This window comes from Piscinibacter sp. XHJ-5 (genome assembly GCF_029855045.1).
Lineage (GTDB): Bacteria > Pseudomonadota > Gammaproteobacteria > Burkholderiales > Burkholderiaceae_C > Albitalea.
In genome coordinates this window covers 2,359,599-2,385,160 of the sequence record NZ_CP123228.1, presented here as the reverse complement: position 1 = coordinate 2,385,160, position 25,562 = coordinate 2,359,599, and the positions used below count along the sequence as shown (strand labels likewise).

The 25,562-nt window shown below is 68.9% G+C and carries 23 protein-coding genes and 1 pseudogene; 12 read left to right on the top strand and 12 right to left on the bottom strand.

The features are described from left to right. Window positions 1-10: 10 nt before the first annotated feature. Window positions 11-310, top strand: a pseudogene (locus P7V53_RS11165) (fatty acid hydroxylase); the annotation flags it as partial. On the opposite strand, the gene P7V53_RS11160 reads toward P7V53_RS11165, so the two are convergent. Then, window positions 307-1,173: a sigma-70 family RNA polymerase sigma factor gene (locus P7V53_RS11160; RefSeq protein ID WP_280155552.1), complete on the bottom strand. Its 867-nt coding sequence runs from the start codon at window positions 1,171-1,173 to the stop codon at window positions 307-309. The pseudogene P7V53_RS11165 and the gene P7V53_RS11160 sit on opposite strands and share 4 nt — an antisense overlap. 138 nt (window positions 1,174-1,311) lie before the next feature. Here P7V53_RS11160 and P7V53_RS11155 point away from each other — a divergent pair, with 138 nt between their 5' ends. After that, window positions 1,312-1,650, top strand: coding sequence for a hypothetical protein (locus P7V53_RS11155; RefSeq protein WP_280155551.1), 339 nt, complete (start codon window positions 1,312-1,314; stop codon window positions 1,648-1,650). Between the two features lie 96 nt (window positions 1,651-1,746). After that, complete coding sequence (locus P7V53_RS11150; RefSeq protein ID WP_280155550.1) at window positions 1,747-2,979, top strand: MFS transporter; 1,233 nt, start codon at window positions 1,747-1,749, stop codon at window positions 2,977-2,979. A gap of 39 nt (window positions 2,980-3,018) precedes the next feature. On the opposite strand, the gene P7V53_RS11145 is transcribed toward P7V53_RS11150, so the two are convergent. Together P7V53_RS11145 and P7V53_RS11140 are read right to left on the bottom strand one after the other, a co-directional pair. Further along, on the bottom strand, window positions 3,019-4,083 hold the full coding sequence (locus P7V53_RS11145; RefSeq protein WP_280155549.1) for an alpha/beta fold hydrolase: 1,065 nt from the start codon (window positions 4,081-4,083) through the stop codon (window positions 3,019-3,021). A 49-nt stretch (window positions 4,084-4,132) separates the two neighbouring features. Then, window positions 4,133-5,101 carry a hypothetical protein gene (locus P7V53_RS11140; RefSeq protein ID WP_280155548.1) on the bottom strand — a complete coding sequence of 323 codons (969 nt, stop codon included), beginning with the start codon at window positions 5,099-5,101 and terminating at the stop codon, window positions 4,133-4,135. Window positions 5,102-5,398: 297 nt separating this feature from the next. On the opposite strand from P7V53_RS11140, the gene P7V53_RS11135 reads away from it, so the two are divergent. Further along, window positions 5,399-8,491: an alkaline phosphatase family protein gene (locus tag P7V53_RS11135; RefSeq protein ID WP_280155547.1), complete on the top strand. Its 3,093-nt coding sequence runs from the start codon at window positions 5,399-5,401 to the stop codon at window positions 8,489-8,491. Window positions 8,492-8,541: 50 nt separating this feature from the next. On the opposite strand, the gene P7V53_RS11130 is transcribed toward P7V53_RS11135, so the two are convergent. Beyond that, window positions 8,542-9,312: a hypothetical protein gene (locus tag P7V53_RS11130; RefSeq protein ID WP_280155546.1), complete on the bottom strand. Its 771-nt coding sequence runs from the start codon at window positions 9,310-9,312 to the stop codon at window positions 8,542-8,544. A gap of 198 nt (window positions 9,313-9,510) precedes the next feature. On the opposite strand from P7V53_RS11130, the gene P7V53_RS11125 reads away from it, so the two are divergent. Further along, the gene (locus P7V53_RS11125; RefSeq protein WP_280155545.1) at window positions 9,511-9,957 is read left to right on the top strand and encodes an SRPBCC family protein; all 447 of its coding nucleotides are present in this window, start codon (window positions 9,511-9,513) and stop codon (window positions 9,955-9,957) included. 33 nt (window positions 9,958-9,990) lie between these two features. Here the strand turns inward: P7V53_RS11125 and P7V53_RS11120 are convergent, their stop codons facing one another. The 6 genes from P7V53_RS11120 to P7V53_RS11095 are packed head-to-tail and all read right to left on the bottom strand — an operon-like array spanning window position 9,991 to window position 15,450. Continuing rightward, complete coding sequence (locus P7V53_RS11120; protein WP_280155544.1) at window positions 9,991-11,004, bottom strand: transketolase C-terminal domain-containing protein; 1,014 nt, start codon at window positions 11,002-11,004, stop codon at window positions 9,991-9,993. Next, on the bottom strand, window positions 11,001-11,855 hold the full coding sequence (locus P7V53_RS11115; RefSeq protein WP_280155543.1) for a transketolase: 855 nt from the start codon (window positions 11,853-11,855) through the stop codon (window positions 11,001-11,003). The genes P7V53_RS11120 and P7V53_RS11115 overlap by 4 nt, the downstream gene beginning before the upstream one ends. A 37-nt stretch (window positions 11,856-11,892) precedes the next feature. Further along, entirely contained in the window at window positions 11,893-13,152 is a 1,260-nt protein-coding gene (locus P7V53_RS11110) for a TRAP transporter large permease (protein ID WP_280155542.1), read from the bottom strand. Between the two features lies 1 nt (window position 13,153). Then, window positions 13,154-13,678, bottom strand: a complete 525-nt coding sequence (locus tag P7V53_RS11105) for a TRAP transporter small permease subunit (protein ID WP_280155541.1) — start codon at window positions 13,676-13,678, stop codon at window positions 13,154-13,156. Window positions 13,679-13,691: 13 nt separating this feature from the next. After that, a complete protein-coding gene (locus tag P7V53_RS11100) occupies window positions 13,692-14,675 on the bottom strand; it encodes a TRAP transporter substrate-binding protein (RefSeq protein WP_280155540.1) in 984 nt (327 codons plus the stop codon). A gap of 25 nt (window positions 14,676-14,700) precedes the next feature. Beyond that, on the bottom strand, window positions 14,701-15,450 hold the full coding sequence (locus P7V53_RS11095) for a glucose 1-dehydrogenase (RefSeq protein WP_280155539.1): 750 nt from the start codon (window positions 15,448-15,450) through the stop codon (window positions 14,701-14,703). Between the two features lie 168 nt (window positions 15,451-15,618). On the opposite strand from P7V53_RS11095, the gene P7V53_RS11090 reads away from it, so the two are divergent. The 3 genes from P7V53_RS11090 (at window position 15,619) to P7V53_RS11080 (ending at window position 18,302) form a co-directional block, all read left to right on the top strand. Then, window positions 15,619-16,503 (top strand): LysR substrate-binding domain-containing protein, encoded by an 885-nt coding sequence (locus P7V53_RS11090; protein ID WP_280155538.1) that lies wholly within the window; start codon window positions 15,619-15,621, stop codon window positions 16,501-16,503. A 90-nt stretch (window positions 16,504-16,593) separates the two neighbouring features. After that, window positions 16,594-17,232: a LysE family translocator gene (locus P7V53_RS11085; RefSeq protein ID WP_280155537.1), complete on the top strand. Its 639-nt coding sequence runs from the start codon at window positions 16,594-16,596 to the stop codon at window positions 17,230-17,232. A 146-nt stretch (window positions 17,233-17,378) separates the two neighbouring features. Beyond that, entirely contained in the window at window positions 17,379-18,302 is a 924-nt protein-coding gene (locus tag P7V53_RS11080; protein ID WP_280155536.1) for a hypothetical protein, read from the top strand. A 55-nt stretch (window positions 18,303-18,357) separates the two neighbouring features. Here the strand turns inward: P7V53_RS11080 and P7V53_RS11075 are convergent, their stop codons facing one another. Both P7V53_RS11075 and P7V53_RS11070 read right to left on the bottom strand, forming a co-directional pair. After that, window positions 18,358-19,899 carry a cytochrome c peroxidase gene (locus tag P7V53_RS11075; RefSeq protein ID WP_280155535.1) on the bottom strand — a complete coding sequence of 514 codons (1,542 nt, stop codon included), beginning with the start codon at window positions 19,897-19,899 and terminating at the stop codon, window positions 18,358-18,360. Window positions 19,900-19,915: 16 nt separating this feature from the next. Continuing rightward, window positions 19,916-20,431, bottom strand: a complete 516-nt coding sequence (locus P7V53_RS11070; protein WP_280155534.1) for a hypothetical protein — start codon at window positions 20,429-20,431, stop codon at window positions 19,916-19,918. A 300-nt stretch (window positions 20,432-20,731) separates the two neighbouring features. Here P7V53_RS11070 and P7V53_RS11065 point away from each other — a divergent pair, with 300 nt between their 5' ends. The 4 genes from P7V53_RS11065 to lnt all read left to right on the top strand — a co-directional run bounded on the left by P7V53_RS11065 (window position 20,732) and on the right by lnt (window position 25,532). Further along, complete coding sequence (locus P7V53_RS11065) at window positions 20,732-21,148, top strand: GFA family protein (protein WP_280155533.1); 417 nt, start codon at window positions 20,732-20,734, stop codon at window positions 21,146-21,148. A 98-nt stretch (window positions 21,149-21,246) separates the two neighbouring features. After that, entirely contained in the window at window positions 21,247-22,317 is a 1,071-nt protein-coding gene (locus P7V53_RS11060) for an SGNH/GDSL hydrolase family protein (protein WP_280155532.1), read from the top strand. Window positions 22,318-22,677: 360 nt separating this feature from the next. Continuing rightward, window positions 22,678-23,064: a hypothetical protein gene (locus tag P7V53_RS11055; protein WP_280155531.1), complete on the top strand. Its 387-nt coding sequence runs from the start codon at window positions 22,678-22,680 to the stop codon at window positions 23,062-23,064. 35 nt (window positions 23,065-23,099) lie between these two features. Further along, window positions 23,100-25,532 carry an apolipoprotein N-acyltransferase gene (gene lnt, locus P7V53_RS11050; RefSeq protein ID WP_280155530.1) on the top strand — a complete coding sequence of 811 codons (2,433 nt, stop codon included), beginning with the start codon at window positions 23,100-23,102 and terminating at the stop codon, window positions 25,530-25,532. Window positions 25,533-25,562: the final 30 nt, after the last annotated feature.

Genomic DNA, 25,562 nt, shown 5'->3' with positions numbered 1-25,562 from the left:
TGCTTTTTTTTCGACCTCCGCCACGCACTGGGCGCATCACGCCCTGACCGACGCCGACGGCATCGGCCACTACAAGGGCAACTTCGGCAACCTGTTGTTCTTCTGGGACGTGCTGTTCGGCACCGCCCACATCACGCGCCGCTACCCGGGCGCCGTCGGCCTGCAGGACGACAAGGTCTTCGGCGACGAGCACTGGGTGGACCTGATGTTCTATCCGCTGTCGCGCTCGCAGCGCGAGCACAGCGCGCTGCGTCCGGGCGGTCGTCCTTACGACGAGACGCCGACCGTCGAGGGCAGCAGGTCGGCCTAGCGCAGCAGGTCGCTCACGTAGCGCGCGTACCGGTAGTCGCGGATCACCGCCAGCTGACCGTCGCGCCACTCCAGCACGATGGCGTAGGCGGGCTCGGCCGCGCCTGCTTCGCGGATCCACAGCCCGCTCGCGCCCTCGATCACGGAGGGCACCGCCTCCAGGCCGTGCAGCCTCGCGTAGTTGCCGAAGTACACCGAGACCTCGTCCTTCCCCTCGAGGTTCAAGCGGCCGGCCAGCTGAAGTCTGACGTCCTCGGCCAGCAAGGCGCGCAGGCCGTCGAAGTCGCGGGCGTTGAAGCGCTGGGCGTACAACCGGGCCAGTGCGCGCTCCTCTGCCGACAGCGCCGGTGGCGCCGCTGTCACGGCCTGCCTGCCCAGCTCGCGCAGCCGCGTGCGGCCGCGATGCAAGGCCGCCTTCACCGCCGGCACGGTGGTGTCCAGCAGGTCGGCGATCTCCTGGAGCGCATGGTCCAGCACGTCGGCCAGGATCACGGCGCTGCGCTGCGCCGCAGGCAGGTGCATGAAGGTGGTGAGCGCCGCGCCGGTGGCCTCGGCCGCCGCAACCGGATCGACGGCCGGCTCGGCAGGCGCACTGTCCGTGTCATCGGCCTCGACGAACAGTCCGCGCTCGAGCGTTCTGCGGCGCAGGAAGTCCATGGTGGCGTTGTGCGCAACGCGGAACATCCACGCTTCCGGCCGCTCGACCGCTGCCGGGTCGTAGTGCACGGCCGCCTTGGCCAGTGCCTCCTGGACGATGTCTTCGCCATCGAGCGCCGAGCCCGCCATGCGCGCGCAGTAGCGGTGCAGGCGCGGCCGCAGTCGCGCCAGCAGCTGGGCAAGGTCTTCGGACGCGGCGTCGGCCATGGGGTGGATTGTGGTGAGCATGTGCTGCAGACGTTCGGGCGGGGGCAAAGGATGCGCCGGGACGAATAAAAAGGCGCCGCATCCTTTCGCGGGACCCGTCCGTCTTTCGTGCATCGAATCCATCCGAACGAGGCACCCATGAAGACGACCGTGGTCCGCTACAAGACCTTCCCCGAACGCGCCGACGAGAACGCCGCGCTGATCGCCCAGGTGTTCGCTGCGCTGGAGCGCCAGCAGCCCGCAGGCCTGCGCTACGAGGCGATGCGCGGCCGCGACGGCGTGACCTTCACGCACGTGGCCAGCGTGGACGAAGCACCGGCCCAGCATCCGCTGACCTCGTTGCCGGAGTTCCAGGCCTTTCTTGCCGGGATCCGCGAGCGGTGTGTCGAGCCGCCCGTGCAGGTGGAGTCCGTCGTGCTGGGGCGCTGGGAGTCCGCCCCCGCTCCTTCTGCCGCGCGCGAGAGAGGGCTGGGGTGAGAGCGAGCGATGGCCCTCGCCCCGACCCTCTGCCGCAGAGCGGCAGAGGGGGATCCGATCTCTCGATCGGCTTGAATCACTTCCCAGGACGCCGGCATGCCCACGCGCTTTGATACCTCTTTCGCCCCCGACCGCAACTGGGCGCTGGTCGCCGCCGGCGCGCTGATGACCTGCGTCGCCATCGGCGTCGTGTTCTCGCTGGCGGTGTTCCTGAACCCCATGGGGGCCGACACGGGATGGTCCCGCGCCGGAATCTCGGCAGCCATGACGATCGCGTTCCTCAGCATGGGCATCGCCGGGTTCGGTTGGGGCGCGCTGAGCGACCGCCACGGTCCGCGCCGAGTCGTGCTGGCAGGTGTCGTCCTGCTCGGACTCGCGACGGTGCTCGCCAGCCGGGCCAGCAGCCTGCTGGCCTTCCAGCTCTGCTTCGGAGTGCTGACCGGCGTCGCGGCCGGCGCCTTCTTCGCGCCGGTCATCGCGGCCACCGCCGCGTCGTTCGACAAGCATCGGGGTCTGGCCGTGGCCCTGGTGTCGGCCGGCATGGGCGTGGCCCCGATGACCATAGCGCCCTTGGCCGGCTGGCTCGTCACCTTGCACGGATGGCGCCATGCGCAGTTGCTGATCGGGCTGGGCGCCTGGCTCGTGCTGCTGCCCGCCGTGTGGTTCGTGCGCTCGTCGCCGCGGGCGGCCGCCGGCGCGGCCCGTTCCGTCGACGGCGAGCCCCGCCCGTCGGCTTGGCAGGCATTGCGATCGCGCGCCTTCATCGTGCTGGGCGCCGCATTCTTCGCCTGCTGCGCGGCCCACTCGGGGCCCATCTTCCACACCGTGAGCTATGCCATCGGATGCGGCCTGCCGACGGTCTCGGCCGTCACCATCTACAGCATGGAAGGCGCGGCGGGCCTCGGCGGCCGGCTGCTGTTCGGCATCGCCGCCGACCGGCTGGGCGCCAAGCGCGTGCTCGTGGCGGGCCTGCTCATCCAGGCGTTCGCTGCCGCGTCCTACCTGCTGGTGCGACAACTCGAAGGCTTCTACGCGGTGGCTTTCGTCTTCGGTGCCGCGTACGGCGGCGTCATGCCGCTTTACGCAGCCCTGGCCCGCGAAGCTTTCGGCGCCCGGATCCTCGGCACGGTGCTGGGCGCGGCCTCGATGCTGTCGAGCCTGGGCATGGCGCTGGGCCCGCTGCTCGGCGGGTGGCTGTACGACCGGTACGGCAGCTATGCCTGGCTGTACCTCGGCTCGCTGGTGGTCGGATTGGCGGCGGCGGGGATCGCCATGACGTTTCCGCGGACGAACTCGGCCGCAGCGCGGGTGGCGGGCGCGACGGCGTGACGCGCCGTGTGCCCGGGGCTGTCGACGCCATGGGAGCTCCTAGTCCTCGCCGAATCCTGCCTTCACCGCGAGCACGATGGCCTGCGCCCGGCTCTCCACCTGCAGCTTGGCAAAGATGCTGGTGATGTGGTTGCGCACCGTCTTTTCGCTGAGGTCCAGGTGCGCGGCGATCTGTGCGTTGTCACGACCGCGCGCGATCAGCTCGATCAACTCGCGTTCACGGACCGTCAGGCTGGCAAAGGCCGGGTCGGTCGGCATGCGGGCAGGCAGGAAGGCGCGCACTTCGGCGCACCATCGCTGCCATGCCGGTTCGCTGTCCAGCAGCAGATGATTGCCGCTCTCCAGCGGCACGAAGCGCGCTCCCGGGATGCTGCTGGCGAGCAGCCGTCCCTCGTCGAAGGGAACGCACAGGTCGCGCGTCGGATGCAGCACCAGGGTCGGACAGCCGACCTGCGGCAGCAGCGAGGTGACGTCGATGTCGTAGAACACGCGCAGGAACTGCGCTGCGTTCGCCGGCGAGGTGGTGATGCGCGCGAGGTCGTTGAACCAGCGATGCTGCTCGGCCGTGCCCTGAGGGAGGAACTCCGTCGCGAAGAACTGGCGGAAGGCCGCGTTCTCCTGGCCCCAGCCGACCTCGGCCAGCCGGATCGTGAGGTCGGCCTCCTCGATCGCACGCTCATCCACCCCGCGGCGATAGCGGCCGCGCGCATAGCCCCCGTGCAGCACCAGGTGCGAGACGCGCTCGGGATGCCGCACCGCGTACGCGATGGCGATGGGCGCTCCCTGCGAGATGCCGAGCAGCGCGAAGCGCTCCACGCCGGCACTGTCGACCACGGTCTCCAGGTCGCGCACCCACGCCTCGAACGAGAACGGCACGTTCCAGTCCGACAGGCCGCAGCCCCGCTCGTCGTAGCGGATCAGCAGGTGCTCGCGCGACAACTCGTCGAGGAGATGCCGCCACACCGGGCTGTTCCAGTCGAACTCGAGGTGATTCAGCCAGTTCGCGGCCTTGACGATGGGCGTCCCGCGGCCGGCCGTGGCGTAGGCCAGCCGCACGCCGTCGTGGCTTTGGCAGAAGCGGATCTGTTGCGGGGCTGCGCGCATCGTCGCGGCGGGTGACGCTGACGATTCATGCTACACCCCCGCCGCGGTCTCAGTGCACGAGCGTCGCCATGAGCGGCGCGAGCGCCGTGCCGATCCGCTCGAACTGCGCCGGCGTGATCATCGAGCCGAGCACCTGCTGGAACCGGTCGACCTGCACGCCGGACACGATGTACTGCCAGCGGTACGCACGCAGCAGGCAGGCCTCGATCGCCTTCGCCTGCGCGGCGTCGAAAGGGCCCGGCGCGATCTGCACGAAGTAGCTGGCGTCATCCGCCGCCTGCGCGACCAGCATGCCGTCGATGGCGGTCACCAGCGCGATCAGGTCGTCGACGCCGCGATCGCGCTCGGCCGCCGTGATCCGGGCGTCCTCGCGCACCCATTCCAGCTCGTCCACGATGGCGTGCTGCGACTCCTCCTTGAAGTGGAAGAGGAAGACGTCCTTCCACAGGTCCGACAGCTGCGGGTCGGGCTCGATGCTCTGGCGGTAGTGCGCCTGCGTGAAGAGCTCGATGTGGCAGGTCAGCGCGAGCACGGCCCAGGTCGACTTGCCCAGCACGGCGGCGGCGACCTCGTTGGGCCGCAGCATGAAGCGGTAGCCGGCCGGCATGCCGGGCGCCATCATCTCCTCGAGGCGCCGGAACAGCTCCTGGTGCTTGAGCTCCTCGTCGGTGAAGCGCACCAGCGCCTCCAGCGCGACCTGGTCGCCGAACCAGTGGTCGCGGCTGATCTCCAGCATCTTCGCGCCGATGTAGCGCTCGATCATGCCGAACATGTTGACGTAGGTGCGTCCCTGCACCTGGCTCAGCAGGCGCCTGTGCTCGTCGTCCAGGAACGACAGCTCGGCGACCTTGGACAGGCCGTCGGGCAGGAACTTCCTGTTGAAGTCGAAGCTGCGCCCGCGGATCACATCGCGATCGATGTCCCAGCGGATTCGCTTGGAGACCTCGATGCACTTGGCGTAGCGATGGGTCTCGCTCGGGGGATGCGCGGTTGTCGATGAAGGGGTGGCAGTCTGCATGGTGTTCTCCAGTGGGTTTCCGGGGCGTGCCGCCGGCGCGCCGACGGTGCTTCCATTGGGGCGCAGCCCGCGGCACGCGTCGACGGGACCGTGGTCCCGCCGAGGCGCGGATCGCCGGGGAAACGCCACGCGGCCTGGGACCAGGGTCCCTGTGTCATGCAACAAGGCGGGCCATCGGGTGCATTGCTCCCTTTCCCTAGCTGGGGCCGCTCCCAATCGCCGCGTACGTCCCGCGCCGCATCCCGTAGGTGATGACGACGACACAGCCGTCGTCATCACCCGCCAAGGAGCATCGCCATGACCTACACCATCGTCCATCCACACATCGGCCGGGCGCTCGACGTCAGGGTCACGCGCGTCGGCAACATCGCGACCGTGCGTTGCGCGGCGAGCGGCACCTTCGATGTCCGGTTTCCGGGGCAGCTGCGCAAGTTCGCCAAAGCCACGTTCAACGTCCGCGTGTTCGTGGAGCCGGTCGCGCCTGTCGATGCGCCGCAACCCCCGCCGGGACGCTGGGAGACCGAGCAGCGTCCCATGCCGGTGACCCTGTCGATCTTCACGCCCGACGGACAGCCGTTCACGGCCGATCAGGTGACGCTGGCCGACCTGCTGCGCTTTCGCGATCCGCGCGGCGTGCGGCACGGCCTGTGGAGCTTCACCGTCGAAGGCCGGAGCGAGCCGCTCGAGGAAGATCCAGAGGAGTTCAAGGTCGTCAACGGCACGGGCCGGGTCGGCATCACCATCGACGAGACGGTGACCTCGAAGAGCGCCCCGCCGCTGGTCACGGACACGATCGACGCGGCAACGCTGCGCCGCTACACCTTCGACCTCCATCGGGTGGGCGCCTTCACCGCGAGCGCGCGAACGATCGGCTCGCCGCTTCCGACCGGCGATGCGCGCGAGCTGCGCCTGATCGACCCCGACGGCGTGCGCGTGGCGAGCGGGCGCGGCCGCGTCCGCTTCGACGTGGGCCTGCCGACGCTTGCGAAGTCGCGCGACGCACAGGGACGTCCGCGCCTGTGGACGCTGGAAGTGCTGCCCTCACTGTCGCCTTCGCCGCTGCGTCCGCGCAGCGCCATCAACGCGACCGTCGTGGCGTCGGCTCGCGTGCGGGTGCAGAACCTGCAGGCCCGCATCGACCGCATGATCGGCCCGCGCGGCAGCAAGCTCCAGCTCTTCGGCGAGACCCAGGGCAAGGAAGCGCTGGCGCGGCTGCGCATCCTCGACACCGAGAGCGCCGAGACGATCGACATGCACGGCCTGCTCGACGGCGTGATCGACTCGGTGGCGCAGGACCCGGGGGTCGACAAGGACATCCGCGCCGGCGTCGCCTACACGCTGGCGCGCGAGAGCCGCGACCTGGGCCACGGGTTCGAGCTCTCGCTCAGCGGCGTGAAGGTCGGCACGATCGACCTGGCGGTCGGCGCGAGCCAGAAGATCCAGCCGGCCGTGCCGGCGCTGAAGGTGGGACTCCAGGTCGACGGCGAGGCGACGGTGCAGTTCCATGGCTTTCCGCTCGCCACCGTGAAAGTGCGCGGCGGCCATATCGACCTCGAAGCGGGCATGGCGTTCGAGCCCGGCGTCGGCTTCGTCGCGCGCACGTGGATGAACGACGACCTCGTCGACGTGGACCTGCACTGGGCAGCCGCTCTGGCGGCCGGCGTGCTGACCGGCGGCCTCATCCTGCTCGGCGCCGAGGGCGCCGCCGAGGCGATCGAGAGCGGCATCAACTCGATGCTGCCGCGCATGCTGCAGCGCGTGGTGACGCAGGCGGTGGGCCGCACGCCGCAGATCCTGGCGATGATGCTCGGCGACGACTTCACCTACCGCGCGCTGCGGCTGGAGGGCAACGACATCGTGTTCGAGCACGACGCGCCGCTCGAGCACGAGCCCAGGCCTGACCCCGACTACACGCCGATCATCGGCCGCTCGGCGACACAGCTCGGGCCCGGCGCGTGGCGCATCACGCCGCCGACGCTGGGCGACACCTGGGCTGCCGGCAACCTGGCGAAGATCGATCACGTGGTCGTCGTGATGATGGAGAACCGCTCGTACGACCACGTGCTCGGCTACCGTGCCGAGCTCGCCGGCACGGCGGCATCGGACGGAATGACCACTGCACTGCGCGACTTCCTGAAGCAGCAGGGCTTCCCGGCGCAGGCCCTCTCGGGCGTCGATCGCATCGCGCCCAATGCGGCCGGCCTGCGCACCGCGTTCCCGCGCGCCGTCGGTCATGAGCTCAAGGACGTCGCCGAGCAGCTGTCGGCGCGGCTCGCCGCGCCGGGCGGGCGCACCATCAACAGCCCGAAGGGCTTCGTCGAGAACTTCCGGTCGCGCGCCGGCACCCTGCTGCCCGAGGACGTGCTGGGCTTCTACGAGGCCGCGGACCTGCCCTTCTCCGCTTTTCTGGCGCAGCACTACGGCTTCAGCGACCGCTACTTCTGCTCGCACCCCGGACCGACGCTGCCCAACCGCATGCTCTCGCTCACCGGCGACGTGCAGCATGACCGCACCGGGGCGCCCATCCTCGACAACAACGACAGCGACAACTTCAGCCTGTCGCGCGCGACGACGGTGTACGACCTGCTGACGAGGTTCGGCGTGAGCTGGCGCATCTACGAGTCGTTCCCGTCGGTGACCATGCTGCGCATGTTCGCGCGCTATGCGACGAACGACACCGACATCCGCGACATCTCGCATCTCGCGGCCGACGCGGCCGCCGGCAACCTGCCCGCGCTGACCGTGGTCGAGCCGGCGATGCACCACTTCCCGCAGAACGACGACCACAGCTCGAACAACACGCCGGCGGTCGACATGTACCGGGGCCAGCACTTCCTGCAGAGCGTCTACGAGGCGCTGCGCGCCAATCCCGAGATGTGGAAGAAGACGCTGCTGCTGATCACCTACGACGAGCACGGCGGCTTCTACGACCACGTGGTGCCGCCGCTGGCGGAGGCGCGCAGCCGCCCGCCCGTGGTCGACGGCATCGGGACATCGACATCACGCGCCTTCGAAGTCCCCGCCACCGTCGCCACGCGCTACGGCGTGCGCGTGCCGACCTTCGTCGTGTCGCCCTGGGTGCCGGCGGGCAAGGGTCCGGACACCGTGCTCGACCACTGTTCGATCGTGAAGACCGTGCTCGCGCGCTTCTGCCCGGGCCGGCCTTTCCTCAGCGATCGGGTGCATGCGTCGCGGTCCTTCGACGCCTTCCTGTCGGCCACGACGCCGAGGCTGTCCGTGCCGCGGCCGCCGGCGTTGAAGCCGCTGCCCCTCGCGCTCGCCGGGCCGGCGCGCATCGTCACGCCGCCCATCTCGCGCAAGCAGATGCGGGCGGGGCCGGTGGGGTATCACGAGCTGACGGGGATGCTGGCGAGGCTGCTGGGGCGGTGAAGCACGGGGGCCGTCACCCCGGCCCTGCCCAGGAACCTGAATGAGGACATCTACCGCACGATGATCGGCCGATCGCAGATCCCCGGATACAGCTCGCAAAGCGACAGGATGTGCCGCTTCACGTTCAACTCGGTGATCATCGTCAGCACGGCGCCGGGCGGGATCGTGAAGCTCTGGTTGAGCAGCGGGTTGAATCCCGAGAACGAGACGACGGGACGCACCGTCAGCGGCGGAAAGCCCGGGGGCGACATGTCCGCGATCGAGTACTTCGTCTCGTTGCCCTGGAAGAAGACGACGGTCGTTCCGGTGACATCGAGTCCCGAATAGTCGGGAACGGGCAGGCTCGCCTGCGTCGGCTTGAAGCCCATGCCGGTCAGCGAGACCGCGAGGTTGGCGCCGGTCTTGTTGTGGATGTCCACCTTCTCGACGAGCCGCGACGTGCCCGACCCGGCCGCGCCGCCTTCGACGGTGTAGATGGCGCCTCCCGTCACCGTGCCCTCCGTGGTGGTGGTCGCATAGCCGAGCATCGGGCCCTGGGCGTGCAGCTGGTGCGCGGCGACATGCGCGCCGCCGTGGAAATGCTCGATGTCGATGAACCCCCACGGTCCGGACGGATAGACCAGGATGGTCCTTCCGTCCACCGTCCATTCGATCTTCCTGGGCAGCCGCAGCGGGTCGCTGGGGCCGTAGCCGAAGTAGATCGCCGGATCCCGGGTCACCTTCACCGCCGAGTTGTTGTCGGAGACGGTCAGCGCGTCCTGAGCGAGGCTCAGGACGGGCAGGCACGCCAGGATCAGGGCCAGGGCACGCTTGTTGTTCATGTCATCTCCTGTGAGCGGGGCCTATCGGACGGATCGTCCTGACACCCACTTGGAGATACGCGCAACGCGCCATGCAACCGGACATCGGGACGCCGTGAACATATCCCTAGAGGCACAATCGCCTGCCGATGTCGATTCCGCCCCGCTTCGTTCGTCGTTCTCTCAGAGGGCCTTCCTCTGCTTCACGTCCCGATCATCATGACGACCAACACCGTGCGACTTCACCGCGTGCTCCGAGCGACCCCCGACCGGGTCTACCGGGCTTTCCTCGACCCCGACGCGATGGCCAAGTGGCTGCCGCCCTACGGCTTCACCTGCAAGGTTCATCACCTGGACGCCCGCGTCGGCGGGACGTTCAAGATGTCGTTCACCAACTTCTCGACCGCCCACGGCCACTCCTTCGGCGGCGAGTACCGTGAGCTCGTGCCGGGCGAGCGCCTTCGCTACTCGGACAAGTTCGACGACCCGAACATGCCGGGCGAGATGGAAACCACCGTGGTCCTGCGCGCGGTGTCGTGCGGAACGGAGCTGGACATCACGCAGACAGGCATCCCGCAAGCCATTCCGGCCGAGATGTGCTACCTCGGATGGCAGGAGTCGCTCAAGCAGCTCGCGACGCTGGTCGAGCCCACGATTCCCGACTGAGCAAGCGACCCGCGCGGCCTCTCCCGCGCGAAGTCAACCCAGCCAGGTCTTGATGCGAGCCCCCAGCGCGGCGCGGCTGATGCCGTAGCGGTCGTGCAGCGTCGGCAGCGCTCCGGCGTCCAGGAATTCGTCGGGCAGGCCGGCCAACTGGAAGCCTGCCGGCTGCACGCGATGGCGCAGCAGCGCGCTGGACACCGCCTCACCGAGCCCCCCGATCACCGAATGGTTCTCGGCGACGACGACCAGCCGGTGCTTGTAGCGCACCGCCTCGACGATCGCCGCCTCGTCCAGCGGCTTGATCGTCGGGCAATGCAACACGGCCACGCCCACCTTGTCCTCGGCGAGATCCTGTGCGACTTCGAGCGCGCGCATCGTCAGGATGCCGCTCGAGATGACGAGCACGTCGGCACCATCGCGCAGCAGCTTGGCCTTGCCGAGCTCGAACCGATAGCCTTCGATCTCGTCGAGCACCAGCGGCACATTGCCGCGCAGCAGGCGCATGTAGACCGGGCCCGGGTGGGCCGCGATCTGCGGCACCGCCTGCTCGATGTCGAGCGCGTCGCACGGGTCGACGACGGTCAGCCCGGGAACTGCGCGCATCATGGCCAGGTCCTCGGTGGCCTGGTGGCTCGGCCCATACCCCGTGGTCAGACCCGGCAGCGCACAGCAGATCTTGACGTTCAGGTTCTCCTCGGCAATGACCTGGTGGATGAAGTCGTACGCGCGCCGCGTGCCGAAGACGGCATAGGTCGTGGCAAACGGCACAAGGCCCACCTTTGCCATGCCGCCGGCCGCGCCCAGCAACAGTTGCTCGGCCATCCCCATCTGGTAGAAGCGGTCGGGGAAGGCTTGCGCGAACAGGTGCAGGTCGGTGTACTTCGCGAGGTCGGCGGTCATGCCGACGACCTCGGGCCGCGTTGCCGCGTATTCGACCAGCGCCTTGCCGAAGGGCGCGGCCTTCACGCGCTGACCTTCCGAGGCGATCGACGCAATCATCGCCGAGGTGGTCAGGCGCGGCTTCTTCTCCGCAACGTTGGTCGTGTTCATGCCGGGGCTCCTTCGGGTTGCATGTAGGGCTGCGACTGGTCGAGGATCTCGATGGCCTGCTGCCACTCGGACGGGTCGACCCGGATGAAGTGGTTCTTCTCCCGCTGCTCGAGGAAGGGCACGCCCTTGCCCATCAGCGTGTCGAACAGGATCACGCGCGGCTTGGCGTCCTTCAGCGCGCGCGCGCTGTCGAATGCGTTGAGCACCGCCCGCAGGTCGTTGCCGTTCACGCGCTGCACGTGCCAGCCGAATGCGGTCCACTTGTCGGCGAGCGGCTCGAAGCCGAGCACCTTGCCGGACGGCCCGTCGGCCTGCTGGTTGTTGATGTCGACCAGGCAGATGAGGTTGTCGAGCCGGTGGTGCGCGGCGGACATCGCCGCCTCCCAGGTCGAGCCTTCGTCGAGTTCGCCGTCGGACATCGAGTTGTAGACGAACGCCGGGTTGCGCTTCTGCTTCAGCCCGAGCGCCATGCCGACACCGATCACGAGCCCCTGGCCCAGCGAGCCTCCGGAGACTTCCATGCCAGGCGTGTAGGCGGCCATCCCCGACATCGGCAGCCGGCTGTCGTCGCTGCCGTAGGTCTCGAGCTCGCTTTCCGGAATGATGCCGGCCTCGATCAGGGCGGCGTAGTGCGCAATCGCGTAGTGGCCGTGGGAGAGAAGAAAGCGGTCGCGACCTTCCCATTCGGGATCGGCAGGACGAAGGTTCAGCGCATGGCCGTAGGCCACTGCCAGGACGTCGGCCCAGCCGAGCGCCTGGCCGATGTAGCCCTGGCCCTGCACTTCGCCCATGCGCAGCGCGTAGCGCCGCATGCGGTACGCGCGCGTTTCGAGTGTCGAGAGATCAGACATGAGAGGTCCTTCTGAGGAAGAAAAGCACGAAGGGGGTTCAGCGGATCGTCAGCCAGGGCAGGTACGCGAAGCCCAGCAGCAGCCCGATGGCGACGAAATAGAACGGGATCAGCTCCTTCACCACATCGCCGATGCGCACCTTGGCGACCGAGGCCGTGATGAACAGCGTCGTGCCGATGGGCGGGTGGTACAGGCCGATGGAGAGGTTGACGATCATCATGATGCCGAGCTGGATCGTGTCCATGCCGACCGCCGAGGCGAGCGGAACGAACATCGGCGTCAGCAGCAGCACCGCGGCGGGCAAGTCGATGAACATGCCGGTGGCGAGCATGATCAGGTTCATGGCGAAGATGATCAGCCAGGGTGACTGCAGCGTCTCCTTCGCGTACCGCGTGAACTCAGCAGGCAACTGCTCGTAGGTGACGATCCACCCGACCACGCTGGAGGCCATGATGATCAGCAGCACGACGCCGGTGGAGATGCCCGCCTCGATCGCCGCGTGCCTGATCTTGGCCCACGTGAGGTCGCGATACACCACGCCTGCGACGACGAGCGCGTACAGCGTCGACATCACGCTGACCTCGGTGGGCGTCGCGATGCCGAAGCGCAGGAAGACGATGATCAGCACGGGCATCGCGAGCGCCGGGCCGGCATGCGCCAGCTGGCGCCAGAAGGCCGGCCACTCGAACGGCGTGGTGTCGCGGGGAAAGTTGCGCCGGCGTCCCTGCACGTAGCAGACCGCCATGAAGCCCGCGCACATCAGCAGGCCGGGCAGGATGCCGGCCACGAACAGCGCACCGATCGAGGCGCCCGAGACCAGCGCGTAGACGATCATCGGGATCGACGGCGGAATCAGGATGTCGATCGTCGCCGCGGCCGCCAGCGTGCCCGCCGCGAAGGGTGCGGGATAGCCGAGCTTCTTCAGCCAGGGGATCAGCATCGACCCGATCGCCGACGCGTCGGCGACCGCCGAGCCGGAGACGCCGCCGAAGATCGTCGAGGACAGCACGCCGACCTGCGCCGGCCCGCCGTGCACGCGGCCGATCATCATCGACAGCAGGTTGACCAGGCTCTGGCCCAGCTTGCCGCTGACCATGAGGGCGCCGGTCATCATGAAGAACGGAATCGCGATCAGCGGAAAGCTCTGCGTCTGCGACAGCATCTGCTCGATCGCCAGGTGCACCGGCACCTTGTCGATGATCAGCAGGCCGCCCACTGACGCGAGCACGAGCGCATGCGCGATCGGGATCGACAGCAACGCCGTGCCGATGAAGAGAGCGATGATCAAGCCGGTCATGTCAGGCTCCTTGGTGGGTCGCGGCGATTTCGGGCTCTTCGTGGCCGTGGGGTGCCTCCGCGCCGACCCACAGCGCCGGCAGCTTGCACAGCGTCACCACCGCCAGCAGGAGGAAGCCCAGCATCAGGCAGCCCACGCTCACCGAACCGGGCACCTGCAAGATGGGCGAACGTTCATCCGCCGCGATGTCCATGAGAGGCCAGGCGGCGATGGCGAGTGACGCGTAGAGCGCCGCCACTGCCAGCGACCCGCCGGCAAGCACCCAGCGGCGCGAGCCGCGCAGCTTCTGCGTCACCAGCACCACGGCGATGTGCGAGCCGTGCTGCGCCGCGAGCACGACGCCGGCCATGATGAGCCACGGGAACAGCAGTTCCGGCAGCTCGGAGGCCGACGCGAGGCTCGTGCCGGCGACGTACCGCAGCGCGACGTTGGCGCTCAGGATGACGAACACCACGCCCAGAGTCAGGTAGAGCACGCCACGACAGGCAGCGCCTATCGCGCGGTCGATGAACCGCAGGGTTTCCATGAGGGTGCTCCGCTTACTGCGCCTGCTGGACGACTTGCTTGACGAAGTCGCTCACCGGGCCGGAGGACCACTTCACGTAGACCGGCTTGGTGGCTTCGACGAAGGCCTTGCGGTCGACCGTGTCGATCTGCACGCCCTTGGCCTTCAGCTCGGCGACGAGCTTCTCGTCGGCCTCCCTGGAGAGCTTGCGCTGGGTTTGCGTGGCTTCCGCAGCCGCCTCCGTGAAGACCTTCTGATCGGCCGGGCTCAGCTTGTCCCACGAGCGCTTGCTCATCACGAACGGGTTCGACTCGTACTTGTGGCCCGTCAGGGTGAGGTACTTCTGGACCTCGTAGAGCTTGGCCGATGCGATGTTGGCGAGCGGATTCTCCTGCCCGTCGACGACGCCCTGCTGCAAGGCGACGTACAGCTCCGCGAACTTGATCTGCTGGGTGTCGGCGCCCAGGGCCTGCATGATGTCGACGGTCATCGTGTCCGGCGGCGTACGGATCTTCAGTCCCTTGAGGTCAGCCGGCGCCTTGACCGCGCGCTTGCTGTTGGTGGTGTGGCGGATGCCGTTGTCCCAATACCCGAGCACGACCATGCCCTTGGCGGCCGTGCGCTTGGCGAGCTCGGCGCCGACGGGCCCGTCGAGCAGCTGCCAGGCCTTCTGCACGTCCGAGAACAGGAACGGCAGGCCCAACGCGGCGTATTCCGGGACCACGTTCGCGATCGCGCCCTGGCTGTTCGCCGAGATGTCGAGCGTGCCCGAGCGCAGCGCGGTGATCATCGCGGCGTCGTCGCCGAGCTGGGCCGAGTGCGCCACCTGGATCTCGATCCGGCCGCCGGTCTTGGCCTTGACGCGATCGGCGAAAAGGACTGCCGCTTCGTGCCGCGGGTTGCCAGGCGCGGCGCCGTGGCCGAGCGTCAGCTTGACGGCTTGCGCATGTGCTGCGAGGGGCGCGACGGACGCGGCGGCGAGCGCGAGCAGCGTGCGGATGAATGTCTTTCGTTGCATGGCTTGTCTCCTTTGTGGTGTGGAATCAGTGAATCAACATTCCGCCGTTCACGTCGAGCGTGATGCCGGTGCAATAGACGGACAACTCGCTGGCGAGGAACACGCAGGCGCCGGCGACGTCATCGGCACGGCCCAGACGAGCCAGCGGGATCGTCTCGGAGATCTCCTTCTTGCGTTCCGGGGTCAGCTTGCCCTGGGTGATGTCGGTCTCGATGAGCCCCGGCGTGATGCTGTTGACCCGGATGCCTTCGATGCCGAACTCGCGCGCCATCGCGCGCGCCAGGCCCAGCACGCCGCCCTTGGCGGCCGAGTAGTGCGGACCGCCGAAGATGCCGCCGCCGCGCTGTGCCGAGACCGAAGAGATGCAGACGATGGAGCCGCCCTGCTGCCGCCGCATCGCCGGCAGGACCGCTTGCGACATGTACAGCGTGCCGCGCAGGTTGACGTCGAGGACGCGGTCGTAGTCGGCGCCGGAAATGTCCAGCGTCTTCACCGGTTGCGTGATGCCGGCGTTGTTGACCAGGATGTCGATGCGGCCGAAGGCATTCAGCACGGCCGCCGCCGCGGCGTCGCAGGCGGCCTTGTCGGTGACATCGGCGACGAGGCCGAGATGGCCCTCGCCCAGACGTGCGGCCGCGGCAGCAGGTTCGGCACGCGCCAGATCGAGGATCGCCACGCGGGCGCCCTGGGCGGCCATCTGGCGGGCGGTGGCGAAGCCGAGGCCGTTGAGGCCTGCGCCGCCGGTGATCACGGCGACCTTGTCGGTAAGAAGCATGTGAATCGTCTCCATGGGTTGTCACGGTCGAACGAGCCGACGTGGGTGCCGGGTGGCGGCCCGTCTGCTCGGGTCCTGGGCAAATCTTCGGCGGCGAAGGACATGACGACAAGCGAAGTGTTGTCACCCTAAGATGACGTTCCGTCATCTGACTTGCGGGTAGACCCGATGGCATCGCTTCCTCCTTTGGCCAATCTGCTGGCATTCGAAGCCGTGGCACGTCGACGCAGCTTTGCGCTCGCCGCAGCCGAACTTCACCTCACCGCATCCGCGATCAGCCACCAGGTCGCGCGTCTCGAAGCGCAGCTCGCCGTGCGGCTGTTCGAGCGCAGCGCGCACGGCGTGCGTCTGAGCGTGGCGGGTGAGCGGTACATGGCCCGCATCGGTGGCGCTCTGGACGCCATCTCAGCGGCCACCGACGACATGCGCCAGGGCGTCAGCAACAGCCTCTACGTGCACTGCGCGCCCAGCCTTGCCGGCTTGTGGCTGATGCCGCGGCTGCGGGCATTCGCGCAGGCCTGTCCCGACATTGCGCTGAACCTCTCGGCCGCGCACACGCACAGCGACTTCGCGCTCGGCCAGGCCGACATCGACATCCGCTACGGCGTCCCGAACTGGCCGGGCCTGGTCGTCGAGCCGCTCTTCGAGGAGCGCATCCTGCCGTTGGCCAGCCCGGCGTTCATCCGCGAGCACCGACTGAAGCGGATCGATCAGCTGCTCGATGTGCCGCTTATCCAGAGCAACGTCAGCGTGGTGCAGTGGTCCGACTGGTTCCGCGAGTTCTCCGACAAGCGCGCCCCGGAAAGATTCACGGTGCGCTTCGACCGGGCCCAGATGTCGCTGGACGCTGCCACGCAGGGGTTGGGCGTGGCGCTGGAAAGCGCCACCATGGCAGGCAAGCATCTCCTCGAGGGCAAGCTGCGGCCCGCATTCAGTGCCGACAAGGCCGTCCGCGTCAAGGCTCACTTTGCCGTCTACCCGGCGCGGCACGCGAAGCGGCCGCCGGTCGAGGCATTTCTGGCATGGCTGCATGGCGAGGCTGCACGGCGATGAGCCCGCCGCGGGCACCGCCGGCGGATCTCGTTGCGCGGCGGAGATCGATGCCGCTGCGATACTTTGCAGCCCGACACGGCAGGAGTTCACATGCTTCCCGACTCACCCTTGCTGCTGGCTTTCGTGGGCGCAAGTCTGGCGCTGGCCCTCACGCCCGGCCCCGCCGTGGTCTACATCGTGGCCCGGACGCTGGCGCAGGGCCGCGCCTGCGGCCTCGCCTCGGTCCTCGGGGTGATGCTCGGCAACCTCTCCAATGCAGTGGGCGCTTCGCTGGGGCTCGCCGCCTTGTTCGCCGTGTCGTCGGCCGCGTTCACCGTCGTGAAATGGGCAGGCGCGGCCTACCTCGTGTACCTGGGCATCCGGATGTGGCAGGCCGCGCCCGCCGTTGCGGACGCGACGCCGCCTGCGCCGGCGCAGCCCTTGCGGCGAGTCTTCCGCGACGGCTTCGTGGTGGCATTGCTGAACCCGAAGACCACGCTCTTCTTCGCGGCCTTCCTGCCGCAGTTCATGGACCCGCAGACCAGCCCCCTGATGCAGACACTGGCGCTTGGCGCGGTCTTCGTCGCCGTCGCGTGCTGCACCGACCTCGTCTACGTGCTGACGGCAAGCCTCGTCGCACCGCGCCTGAGCCGGGCGGCTCGACACGCCGTGTGGGGCCACCGGCTCGCCGGCACGTCTTTCATCGGCCTGGGCGTGCTCACCGCAATGGGCGCACGCCCGACACGCTGACACCCAGGGCGGGGACTCAGGGGAGCAGGATCACGTGGTGACCTGCAGCGTGTCGTCGTTCACGCGTTGCGTGTGCGAAAGCCGCGCCGGGGGCCCTAAGCTTGGCGCTGTTCAGCGCCCCTGCGGCGCGCATTCCTTCGTCCGTCGTGACCCGATCTCGCGCCCCGAACCCCGCTTTGCGCCAGGCCACCGCCGCGTTGCTCCTCGCCGCGAGCGCGCCTGCATTCGCGCAGTTGGCTGTCGGCGCCGTGCCGGGCGCTCCCGATCTCGTTCGCACCCCGGAAGCGACCTTCCAGCAGCAGATCGATCCACGGACCCATTGGACCTTCAGTCTCTACGCGCAGCCGGCGCCAACGGGTGATGCTGCACCGCAAGGCGGCATGGAGGCGCGGTTCTCCACCCAGCGCTTCGACGCGCATCGGCTGCAGGCCGGCGTGTCGCTGGCGGTCCGGCCCGGCGAGGCGGGTCCCGTCGAAGCCTGGCAGACCGTCGACGATCGCCGCTCCTCCGTCTTCGTCGAGGACCGCTGGCAGTGGTCGTCTGCGCTGTCGATGGCCGCCGGGGCCCGGGTCGTCGCGGTGCCCGACGGCGCCGCGGTGCATCAGCGTCTTGCGCTCGCGTGGCAGCCGGCCGGCGCCTGGACGCTGAAGATGACGCAGGGAGCCTTGCAGCAGCTTGCACCGCACGCCGTCGATGCCGCCGGCACGCAGCGGTTCCGCGGCCTGGAGGTGCGCACCGAGCATTCCGCGGGCGCCCTTCGACTGCGCGCGCTCGCGGCGTCCCATCAGGTGAGCGACTTCCAGCAGTCGCGTGCACTGCATGCGGCGGCCGTCATGCTCGACATGCCGCTCGATGCACGCTGGACGCTGAGCAACCAGACGCTGCTCGCGCCCCAAGGCTCCATGACGCGGGTCAAGCTGTCGGGGTCGCTGGTGCGCGACCGGGCCGGCGTGTCGCTGGTCGTTCCGCGCCGGTTCCAGGGAAGACCCGACGACATGGCTGCAAGCCTGGTCTCGGTGGAGCCCGACGACGGGCTCGGATGGCGCGCGCAGCTCGAGCTTCGCTTCTGACGGTCGACGCGCGACGTTGCGACGGCTTGCCTCGACGGTGAGGCGGGTCGCCTGATCAGCGCCGTCCCTCGCAGCCTTCGAATGCCAGCAGCGGCCTGCCGCTGGGCAGGGCATCCGGAATCAGGGTGCACAGCTCCCGTGGCCCGGCCCGATGGTCGAGCAAGCCATCGCGCACGAACCGCACCAGGTCCGCGAACTCCGAGCGGTTCAGCGCAATCGGGCGTGCCAGCAGGGGATCGATGAATGCCAGCACGGGCTCCATCGGACCGAGCCGATGCTGCAGGTCCTCGCTCACCCCGGCACGCCGGGCGTCGTAGCGCCTGGCCGATGCCACGACATCCAGGTGATGCCGGATCGCGTCTTCGAGCCGGGTGTAGGCGCCGTTGTGGAAGAACGCTGGCTGCAAGGCCACGTTGCGCAGCGGTGATGTGCGGAACCTGTACCGGTCCGATGCATGGCCGGTGACCTGCTCGAGTCCGAAGTCCTCGTCTTCGCCCGGCCCGTCGAAGACGACATTGCCCAGACCCACACCGAAGCGCGGCGCAATCTGCGGCACGCCGATGTCGTGCGTGCGGAAGTCGCTGAACATCTCATTCGACGTCCCCGCGACCGCGTGGCATGAGACGCAGCGGCCCTTGCCGAAGAACACGAGCGCGCCCCGCTTCTCGGCCGCGTTCATCGCGCTGCGATCGCCCCGCGCAAAGCGGTCGATGGGGGCGTTCGCGCGCACGACGCTGAACTCGAACTCGGCAATCGCGCGGCCGAACATCGTGAAGTCGATCGGGGCGCCGGCCTTCACGGCAGGGAACAGCTCGCCGAAGCGCAGGCGGTAATTCCAGCTTCCGTTCAGCCGCGAGAGCACCTCCTGGCGGATCGGCTCGTTGCGCGAGCCGCTGGCGTCCGGTGGCGGGACCTTGCCCGCGAGGCCATCGTCGAAGGCATCGAAGCGCGGCCCGATCGTGCCGCGCGTGCCGGTGAACCCGGCCACTTCGACCAACTCGGTGGGTGGCAGATGCGCCTGCGCGATGAGCAGGTGCGTCACGACCGGGTCGAAGGCGGGAAAGCGAGTCGTCCCTTCAGGCAAGGGAAACACGAAGCCTTGCGAGTTGTCGAACGGGTCGGCCGAAGGCGCGGAGAAGCGGCCGTTCCACATCAGGCTGGGGTAGAAGGCTGAATTGACAACGGTCGGGGTCCGTCGCTGGTTGCGCGGCCCGCTGCGGTCGCGACCCACCACCTGGTTGCTCTGGATGCCGATGGCGATCGATTGGCTGTCGCCGAAGCCCGTGGCCGGCGCGTGGCACCCCGCGCAGCTGTTGTCGTCGTGCAGCGAGACCAGCGAGTCGAAGAAGAGCACCCGTCCGAGGTCGGCCAGCCGCGAGTCCACGGGCCGGCCGAGGCGCGCCGGCAGCGACGATTCGACGGTGCCGGTGAAGCCGGCGCGCTTCAGCACCGCAGCGAGGGCCTCATCGATATCGCCGGCCGCGTTGTCAGCGGCATGAGCGTGGCCCCACCGCATGGCAGCGGCGCAGGCCACGGCCGCGACGACGACGGCGGCGCTCGCGACGCGCCGCCAGCGCGATCGTCCGGCCTCGCCCATCGCTGCGCCCCGTCGATCAGAGCGGATCGCAGTGGGGGCTGATGTCGTCGAAGCCGATCGGATCGCCGATCACGTTGGTGGGCGTGATGGTGAACGTGTTCGCATCGAACGCGACGCTGCCGACGAAGCCCGCCACGATGTGCACCGGCCCGCTGCCTGCCAGCGAGAAGTGGTCCACCACCAAGCCCGTCCAGTTCTGCCTGTCCGTGCTCGTGGCGTTCTGCTGGAAGCTGTAGCTCCAGACGTAGGTATTGCCCAGTTGATCCGTGGCCGTGCCGTGTGCGTGCGACGTGACGATCTGGCGCGTGCCGCCTCCCGCGATGGCGTGCTCCCTGACGATGTCGGTCTGAATGCCGGTGGCCTGCACGTCCGCCCCCGCCGGCACGCTCGCGCACTGCGACGAGGTGATCGTGAACGTGACCGTATGGGTGTTGGGGCGCGCGGCTGCCTTGCGTGCGGCGTGGGCCGACTCGGCGGCAACGCCTGAGAGCGCAACGGCGACGAGAGCGGAAACGAATCGTCCGATCTTCATGATGCCTCCACGGGTCGAAGAGAGTTGCATCGACGCCGCGCAGGCCTGCTTGACAGGGATGTCGGCGTGGTGCGCCGAGCCCGTTCCATGACGGGCGGGTCGGGGAGGCTAGTCCAAGGCACATGCGTGTCCATCCCTAGAAGCGACAGGCTCGGACCCAGCTTGCGCTCTCGGGACGATCGCCTAAGCTACCCCTTGCCGGCGAGGCATCGCGGGCGCGTTGCCCCGAACGCGCATGGCCGCTCGGCCGACGCCAGGTGGACGACCCAGGGGACCACCGGGTCCCGATCGGAGGCAACGATGGCAAGGATCGAAGGCGGTTGTCTGTGCGGTGCCATTCGTTATCGGTCCAGCGCCGAGCCGCTGCTGACGGTGGTCTGCCAATGCTCGCACTGCCAGCGAACCTCCGGCAGTGCCTATTCGGTGATGCTGGCCATGCCGGTGGGATCGATCGAGTTCAGCGGCCAGCCGCTCGCGAGCTACGACGACATGGGCACCAGCGGCATGCTCGTGCACCGGCGATTCTGCGACCGCTGCGGCTCGCCGATCGTGAGCGATGCCGAGGTGGCACCGACCATGCACTTCCTCAAGACGGGCAGCCTCGACGACGCATCGTGGGTGCGCCCTCAGGCCGCCATCTGGTGCAACTCGGCGCAGCCCTGGGCGCCGCTGCCGGAAGGCATGCAGAAGGTGCCGCAGAACCCGGCATTCGGCTGACGCTTTGGCGAGCCATTCGACATGTCGCCGCATCGATCCCTTCGACGTCGGCAAAGCCGGGTCATGGACTGAGGGACATTCAAGCCAAGGAGACACAGATGACGACTTGGATCCGGCTGCTTGCCGTGGCCGCGCTGTTGATCAGTTCGCAGTCCGGCGCCAACACGCTGACCCAGAACGTCTCCTGGACGATCGACCGCGCCGACACCTCGACGAGGTACCGCGTGGTCGCCTACGGTGATTCGATCTACGCGGGCTACAACGGCTCGGTCTACAACGTGGCGAAGTACTCCGCGCCCACGGTCGACGCAGAGTACCTCTCGGTGCTGTGGAACGCCGACATCGAGACCGTGAGGCGGACCAAATCGGGCGCAGTCGCCTCGGACATCTATCACAACAAGATCGTGGCCGAGAGGGGCTACATGCAGACCAGCTCCACCCGCGTGGTGACCTTCGAGATGTGCGGAAACGATGCGCTGCAGGCGCGATCCAGCTTCAAGGGCCAGAGCGGCACCTGCGACTACTCCGGCCTGGAGGCGGCGGTGAATACCTGCAAGGTCCACGTCGCCGCCGCGATGGACTTCATCAATGCCAACGCCTATGCCGGCACGAAGCTGAAGGTCGTCTCGACGCTGTACTACCCCGGCTATGACGCGGACAACACGCCAAGTGCGTGCACCGACCCGACGACCCATGCCGCAGTCAACCTGCAGAGCACGTTCCTGCTCCCGGTCGCGACCATGAACTACTGGATGTGCGAATTCGCGCGGCAGAAGGGCTTCCGCTGCGCGGACAGCTTTGCGCATTACATGGGGGCGGACTACGACCGCAATGGCGACGGGAAGGCCGACTACGTCGCCCTGCGCTACGTCCCCGGCGACAGCGAGTCGAGCTATGTGACCCGCATCATGTCGACGCTGCGGCCGACGATACGTGACGCCAATTCGCACCTCCTGTCCGCGAGCAGGAGCTACGACTACATCCAGTCGGACGACACCCACCCCACCTACACCGGCGACACGGTGAAAGCGGGCCTGCTCGGCAGCACCACGGGCTCCGGAGCGCCGCGGTACACCTCGTTCTCGTACGGCAAGAATCCGCTGTGGAACCAGTTCGGCCACGAGCGCATGGGCTGGCTGCTGTCGACGACGAGCCCGCCGGCGCCCTGAGGATCGACGGGCTTTGCCATGGACGGGCCGCGTCGTTCTGACTCGATCCCGACCGATCCGGCCGAGAGACCCCAGGCCTGGCGCCCGTCGCTGGGCTACCTCGCGATCGCCTCGGCGATCGTCGGAGGCCTCGCCTATGGATGGATGTCGCCTTCCCCGCCGGCTTCTGTCGCTGAGGGCACGGCACCTCGGGCAACGGCGGCTGCCGCTTCGAGCAGCGCGGCGGCGACGCCGGTGCTGACCGCGGTTGCCGCAAGCAGCCCGGCTCTCGTGGCGCCGGTGCAGGCCGCGACCGCGCCAGGTGGCCCGGGCCCCCACACGACGCAGGATGTGTCGCGCACGCGGGACCCGGATGGAGACTTGACGCCTGACATCTCGGACTACGTCAACAAGGGCGAAAGACCGACGATGAGCGAGGTGATCGATCGTCTGCATCAGGCGGGCGTCCATTCCGGCCTCGGCGCGTTCTCGCCGCCCGGAACCCGCCCGCCCCTGGTCGGGCTGGCGGTGCCCGAGGACTTCGCGCTTCCCGAAGGCTATGTGCGCCACTACCAGGCGACCGACGACGGCGAGCGCATCGAGCCCATCCTGATGTTCTCGCCGGACCACCAGTTCCTCGACGCGGCCGGCCAGCCGATCGCCATCCCCGCGGACCGCGTCGTGCCACCCGGACTCGCCCCTCCCGGGTTGCCGATCCGACGCATCGTGATTCCTGCGCCGGCCGAATCGGGGAGACCCGGGCGCTGAACACGACTGCCCCGTCGACTCCTCGCCGTGGTCGCATGTGGCTGGGCATCCTGGCCAGCGCGATCATGTCGTGCCTGTACGCCCGCGGCGGGGCGGGCTGGCTGCTCGGCTTCGTGGCCTTCGTGCCGTGGTTGCGCACACTCGACGCGAGCCGAACGCCGGCCGGCGCGCTCGTCGCCGCCTGTGCGATGTCGGTGGCGTTCACGGCGGCGGTCTTTGCCTGGTTCGGCATCGCGATCGGCGACTACACGCGGCTCGGCGCTGCCACCGGCCTGTCCGTGCTGCTGCTCGCGGCGCCGCTGTTCCAGCCGCAGTTCCTCGCGTTCGCGCTGGTGCGTCACGTGGTCGGTCGTCGGCACGGCCCCGTCCTGCGCGCGCTGGCGGGTGCCGCGGCATGGGTGTCCACCGAATGGATCGTCCCCCGCGTGCTCGGCGACACGCTGGGCTACGGGCTCTATCCGTCCCGGCTGCTGCGACAGGCCGCCGATGTCGGCGGCGCAGCGGGTCTCACAGTCCTGTTGCTGCTGGCGAACGAAGGCATCTCGTCGGCGCTCGCGCGCCGCCGCGACGGCGTCCGCGCGATGGCGAAGCCGCTGGCGGCTGCCGTGCTGGTGCCCGTGCTGTTGGCGTGCTACGGCTTCGTCGTGCTGTCCGTCGCGCGCTCGCCCGGCGGCAAGCCGATTCGCATCGCACTGGTGCAGTCGAACATCGTGGACTACGAGCGCCTGCGTCGGGAGAGGGGCGCAGGCGCGGTGGTTCGCGAGGTGCTGGACACGCACTACGCCATGACCCGCGAGGCCGTCGAGCAGCAGCACGCGGACGCGGTGCTGTGGTCGGAGACCGTGTACCCCACGACCTTCGGCCATCCGAAGAGCGAGGCGGGCGCCGAGCTCGATCGCGAGATCCTCGACGTCGTCAACGCCGCCCGCGTGCCGCTCGTGTTCGGAACCTACGATCGCGACGCCGCAGGTGAATACAACGCGGCGGCCTTCGTGGCGCCCGGCACGGGCGTGCTCGGCCTCTACCGCAAGACGCGCCTGTTCCCGCTCACCGAGTACGTGCCCGCATGGCTGGACGGGCCGGTGCTGCGGCGCTGGCTGCCGTGGACGGGCACGTGGCAGCCGGGCAGCGGCGCTCGTGTCTTCCCGCTGCGCCTGGCAGACGGCCGCGAGATCCCGGTGCTGCCGTTGATCTGCCTGGACGACATGGATGCCGGACTGGCCGTCGACGGTGCCCGGCTGGGCGCGCAGGCCATCGTGATCCTGTCGAACGACTCGTGGTTCACCGACCCGGCGCAGGGGGCAGAACTGCACCAGACGGCGGCCGCGTTCCGCAGCATCGAGACACGAATGCCGCAGTTTCGCGTCACCACGAACGGCTACAGCGCCGTGATCGACCCGACTGGCACCGTCATCGCCACGACCCGCATGGGCGAACGCAACCTGGTGATCGGGGACACGCCGGTGGCGGAACCGCCGCGTACGCTCATGGTGGCCTGGGGCGACTGGGTGGGGCGCGCGGGGTCGGCGTTCCTTGCGGTGCTGGCAGGCATGGCGGCGCTGCGCACATGGCGCGCACGAGGGGCCAAGGAAGTCTTGCCCGTGGCCGTCGCGGCAGCGCTTCCGGCCGACGTCGCCGTGCTGCCGCCCGCCGCCCGCCTCGCGGCGGGTCTGCTGCGTGCATTTGCCCGGGGCAGCCTGCTTTGGATGGTCGCCGCGGTGCTGCTGGACGATGCGGCCTGGCAGGTGAACACGCTTGCCCGGATGCGCGCTTTCTCTGCACTGTTCCTCGCCCCCGAGGCCGCCGCCTGGTGCGTGCTGCTTGCCTTTGCGGCGCGGGCCTCGGTCGACAACGGCAAGCTCGTGCTGACACGCGGCGCGCGGCATCTCGAGCTTTCGGTGCGCGACATCGTGGCGGTCGAGCCCTGGCGCGTCCCGATCCCGAGCCCCGGCGCCTGGCTGCGACTGGCCAGCGGCGAGCGCTGGCGGTACGGGCTGGCCCACCCCGATCCGGCGGGGTTGGCCCGGGTGCTGGGCGCGTCCGGCGGCCAGCCGGCGCAGCAGCCCGCGCCGTCCCGCGCCGCGGCATATGCCCACGCCCGCCTGGCGATCCGGCGCGGACCGCTTGACCAACCGCTTGCGAAGTTCGTCCTGTTCCCGCTCGTGCTCGCCATTCCGGCGTTCCGCCTGCACCAGCACATTGCCCACGGCAGCTCCTTCGGCGAGTACTACACGTTCGGACTGACGGCGTACCTGACGACCTTCGTCGTCTGGTGGGCTGCCTGGGCCATCGGCGTGACGCTGTGCGCCGCCGCGCTGCGCGCGGTGATCGAAGCCTGCACGCTGGCGGTGATATGGCTGCGCCCTGGACAGGTCGTGGGCACCCGCCGCTGGCTCGAACGCCTTGGCCTGACGGCGTTCTACCTGGGCCTGCCCGCGTGGCTGCTGCTGCGGGTGTTCGCCGGTTGACGACCTTCGACCATCGCGCGTTGCGGCATG

Bases quoted from the DNA above. Each gene is read 5' to 3' on its own strand.
- lnt (WP_280155530.1), top strand. From the start codon at position 23,100: ATGTGGCTGGGCATCCTGGCCAGCGCGATCATGTCGTGCCTGTACGCC.
- P7V53_RS11090 (WP_280155538.1), top strand. From the start codon at position 15,619: ATGGCATCGCTTCCTCCTTTGGCCAATCTGCTGGCATTCGAAGCCGTG.
- P7V53_RS11115 (WP_280155543.1), bottom strand. From the start codon at position 11,855: ATGTCTGATCTCTCGACACTCGAAACGCGCGCGTACCGCATGCGGCGC.
- P7V53_RS11135 (WP_280155547.1), top strand. From the start codon at position 5,399: ATGACCTACACCATCGTCCATCCACACATCGGCCGGGCGCTCGACGTC.
- P7V53_RS11150 (WP_280155550.1), top strand. From the start codon at position 1,747: ATGCCCACGCGCTTTGATACCTCTTTCGCCCCCGACCGCAACTGGGCG.
- P7V53_RS11140 (WP_280155548.1), bottom strand. From the start codon at position 5,101: ATGCAGACTGCCACCCCTTCATCGACAACCGCGCATCCCCCGAGCGAG.
- P7V53_RS11100 (WP_280155540.1), bottom strand. From the start codon at position 14,675: ATGCAACGAAAGACATTCATCCGCACGCTGCTCGCGCTCGCCGCCGCG.
- P7V53_RS11155 (WP_280155551.1), top strand. From the start codon at position 1,312: ATGAAGACGACCGTGGTCCGCTACAAGACCTTCCCCGAACGCGCCGAC.
- P7V53_RS11145 (WP_280155549.1), bottom strand. From the start codon at position 4,083: ATGCGCGCAGCCCCGCAACAGATCCGCTTCTGCCAAAGCCACGACGGC.
- P7V53_RS11110 (WP_280155542.1), bottom strand. From the start codon at position 13,152: ATGACCGGCTTGATCATCGCTCTCTTCATCGGCACGGCGTTGCTGTCG.
- P7V53_RS11075 (WP_280155535.1), bottom strand. From the start codon at position 19,899: ATGGGCGAGGCCGGACGATCGCGCTGGCGGCGCGTCGCGAGCGCCGCC.
- P7V53_RS11065 (WP_280155533.1), top strand. From the start codon at position 20,732: ATGGCAAGGATCGAAGGCGGTTGTCTGTGCGGTGCCATTCGTTATCGG.
- P7V53_RS11070 (WP_280155534.1), bottom strand. From the start codon at position 20,431: ATGAAGATCGGACGATTCGTTTCCGCTCTCGTCGCCGTTGCGCTCTCA.
- P7V53_RS11125 (WP_280155545.1), top strand. From the start codon at position 9,511: ATGACGACCAACACCGTGCGACTTCACCGCGTGCTCCGAGCGACCCCC.
- P7V53_RS11085 (WP_280155537.1), top strand. From the start codon at position 16,594: ATGCTTCCCGACTCACCCTTGCTGCTGGCTTTCGTGGGCGCAAGTCTG.
- P7V53_RS11130 (WP_280155546.1), bottom strand. From the start codon at position 9,312: ATGAACAACAAGCGTGCCCTGGCCCTGATCCTGGCGTGCCTGCCCGTC.
- P7V53_RS11160 (WP_280155552.1), bottom strand. From the start codon at position 1,173: ATGGCCGACGCCGCGTCCGAAGACCTTGCCCAGCTGCTGGCGCGACTG.
- P7V53_RS11105 (WP_280155541.1), bottom strand. From the start codon at position 13,678: ATGGAAACCCTGCGGTTCATCGACCGCGCGATAGGCGCTGCCTGTCGT.
- P7V53_RS11120 (WP_280155544.1), bottom strand. From the start codon at position 11,004: ATGAACACGACCAACGTTGCGGAGAAGAAGCCGCGCCTGACCACCTCG.
- P7V53_RS11060 (WP_280155532.1), top strand. From the start codon at position 21,247: ATGACGACTTGGATCCGGCTGCTTGCCGTGGCCGCGCTGTTGATCAGT.
- P7V53_RS11095 (WP_280155539.1), bottom strand. From the start codon at position 15,450: ATGCTTCTTACCGACAAGGTCGCCGTGATCACCGGCGGCGCAGGCCTC.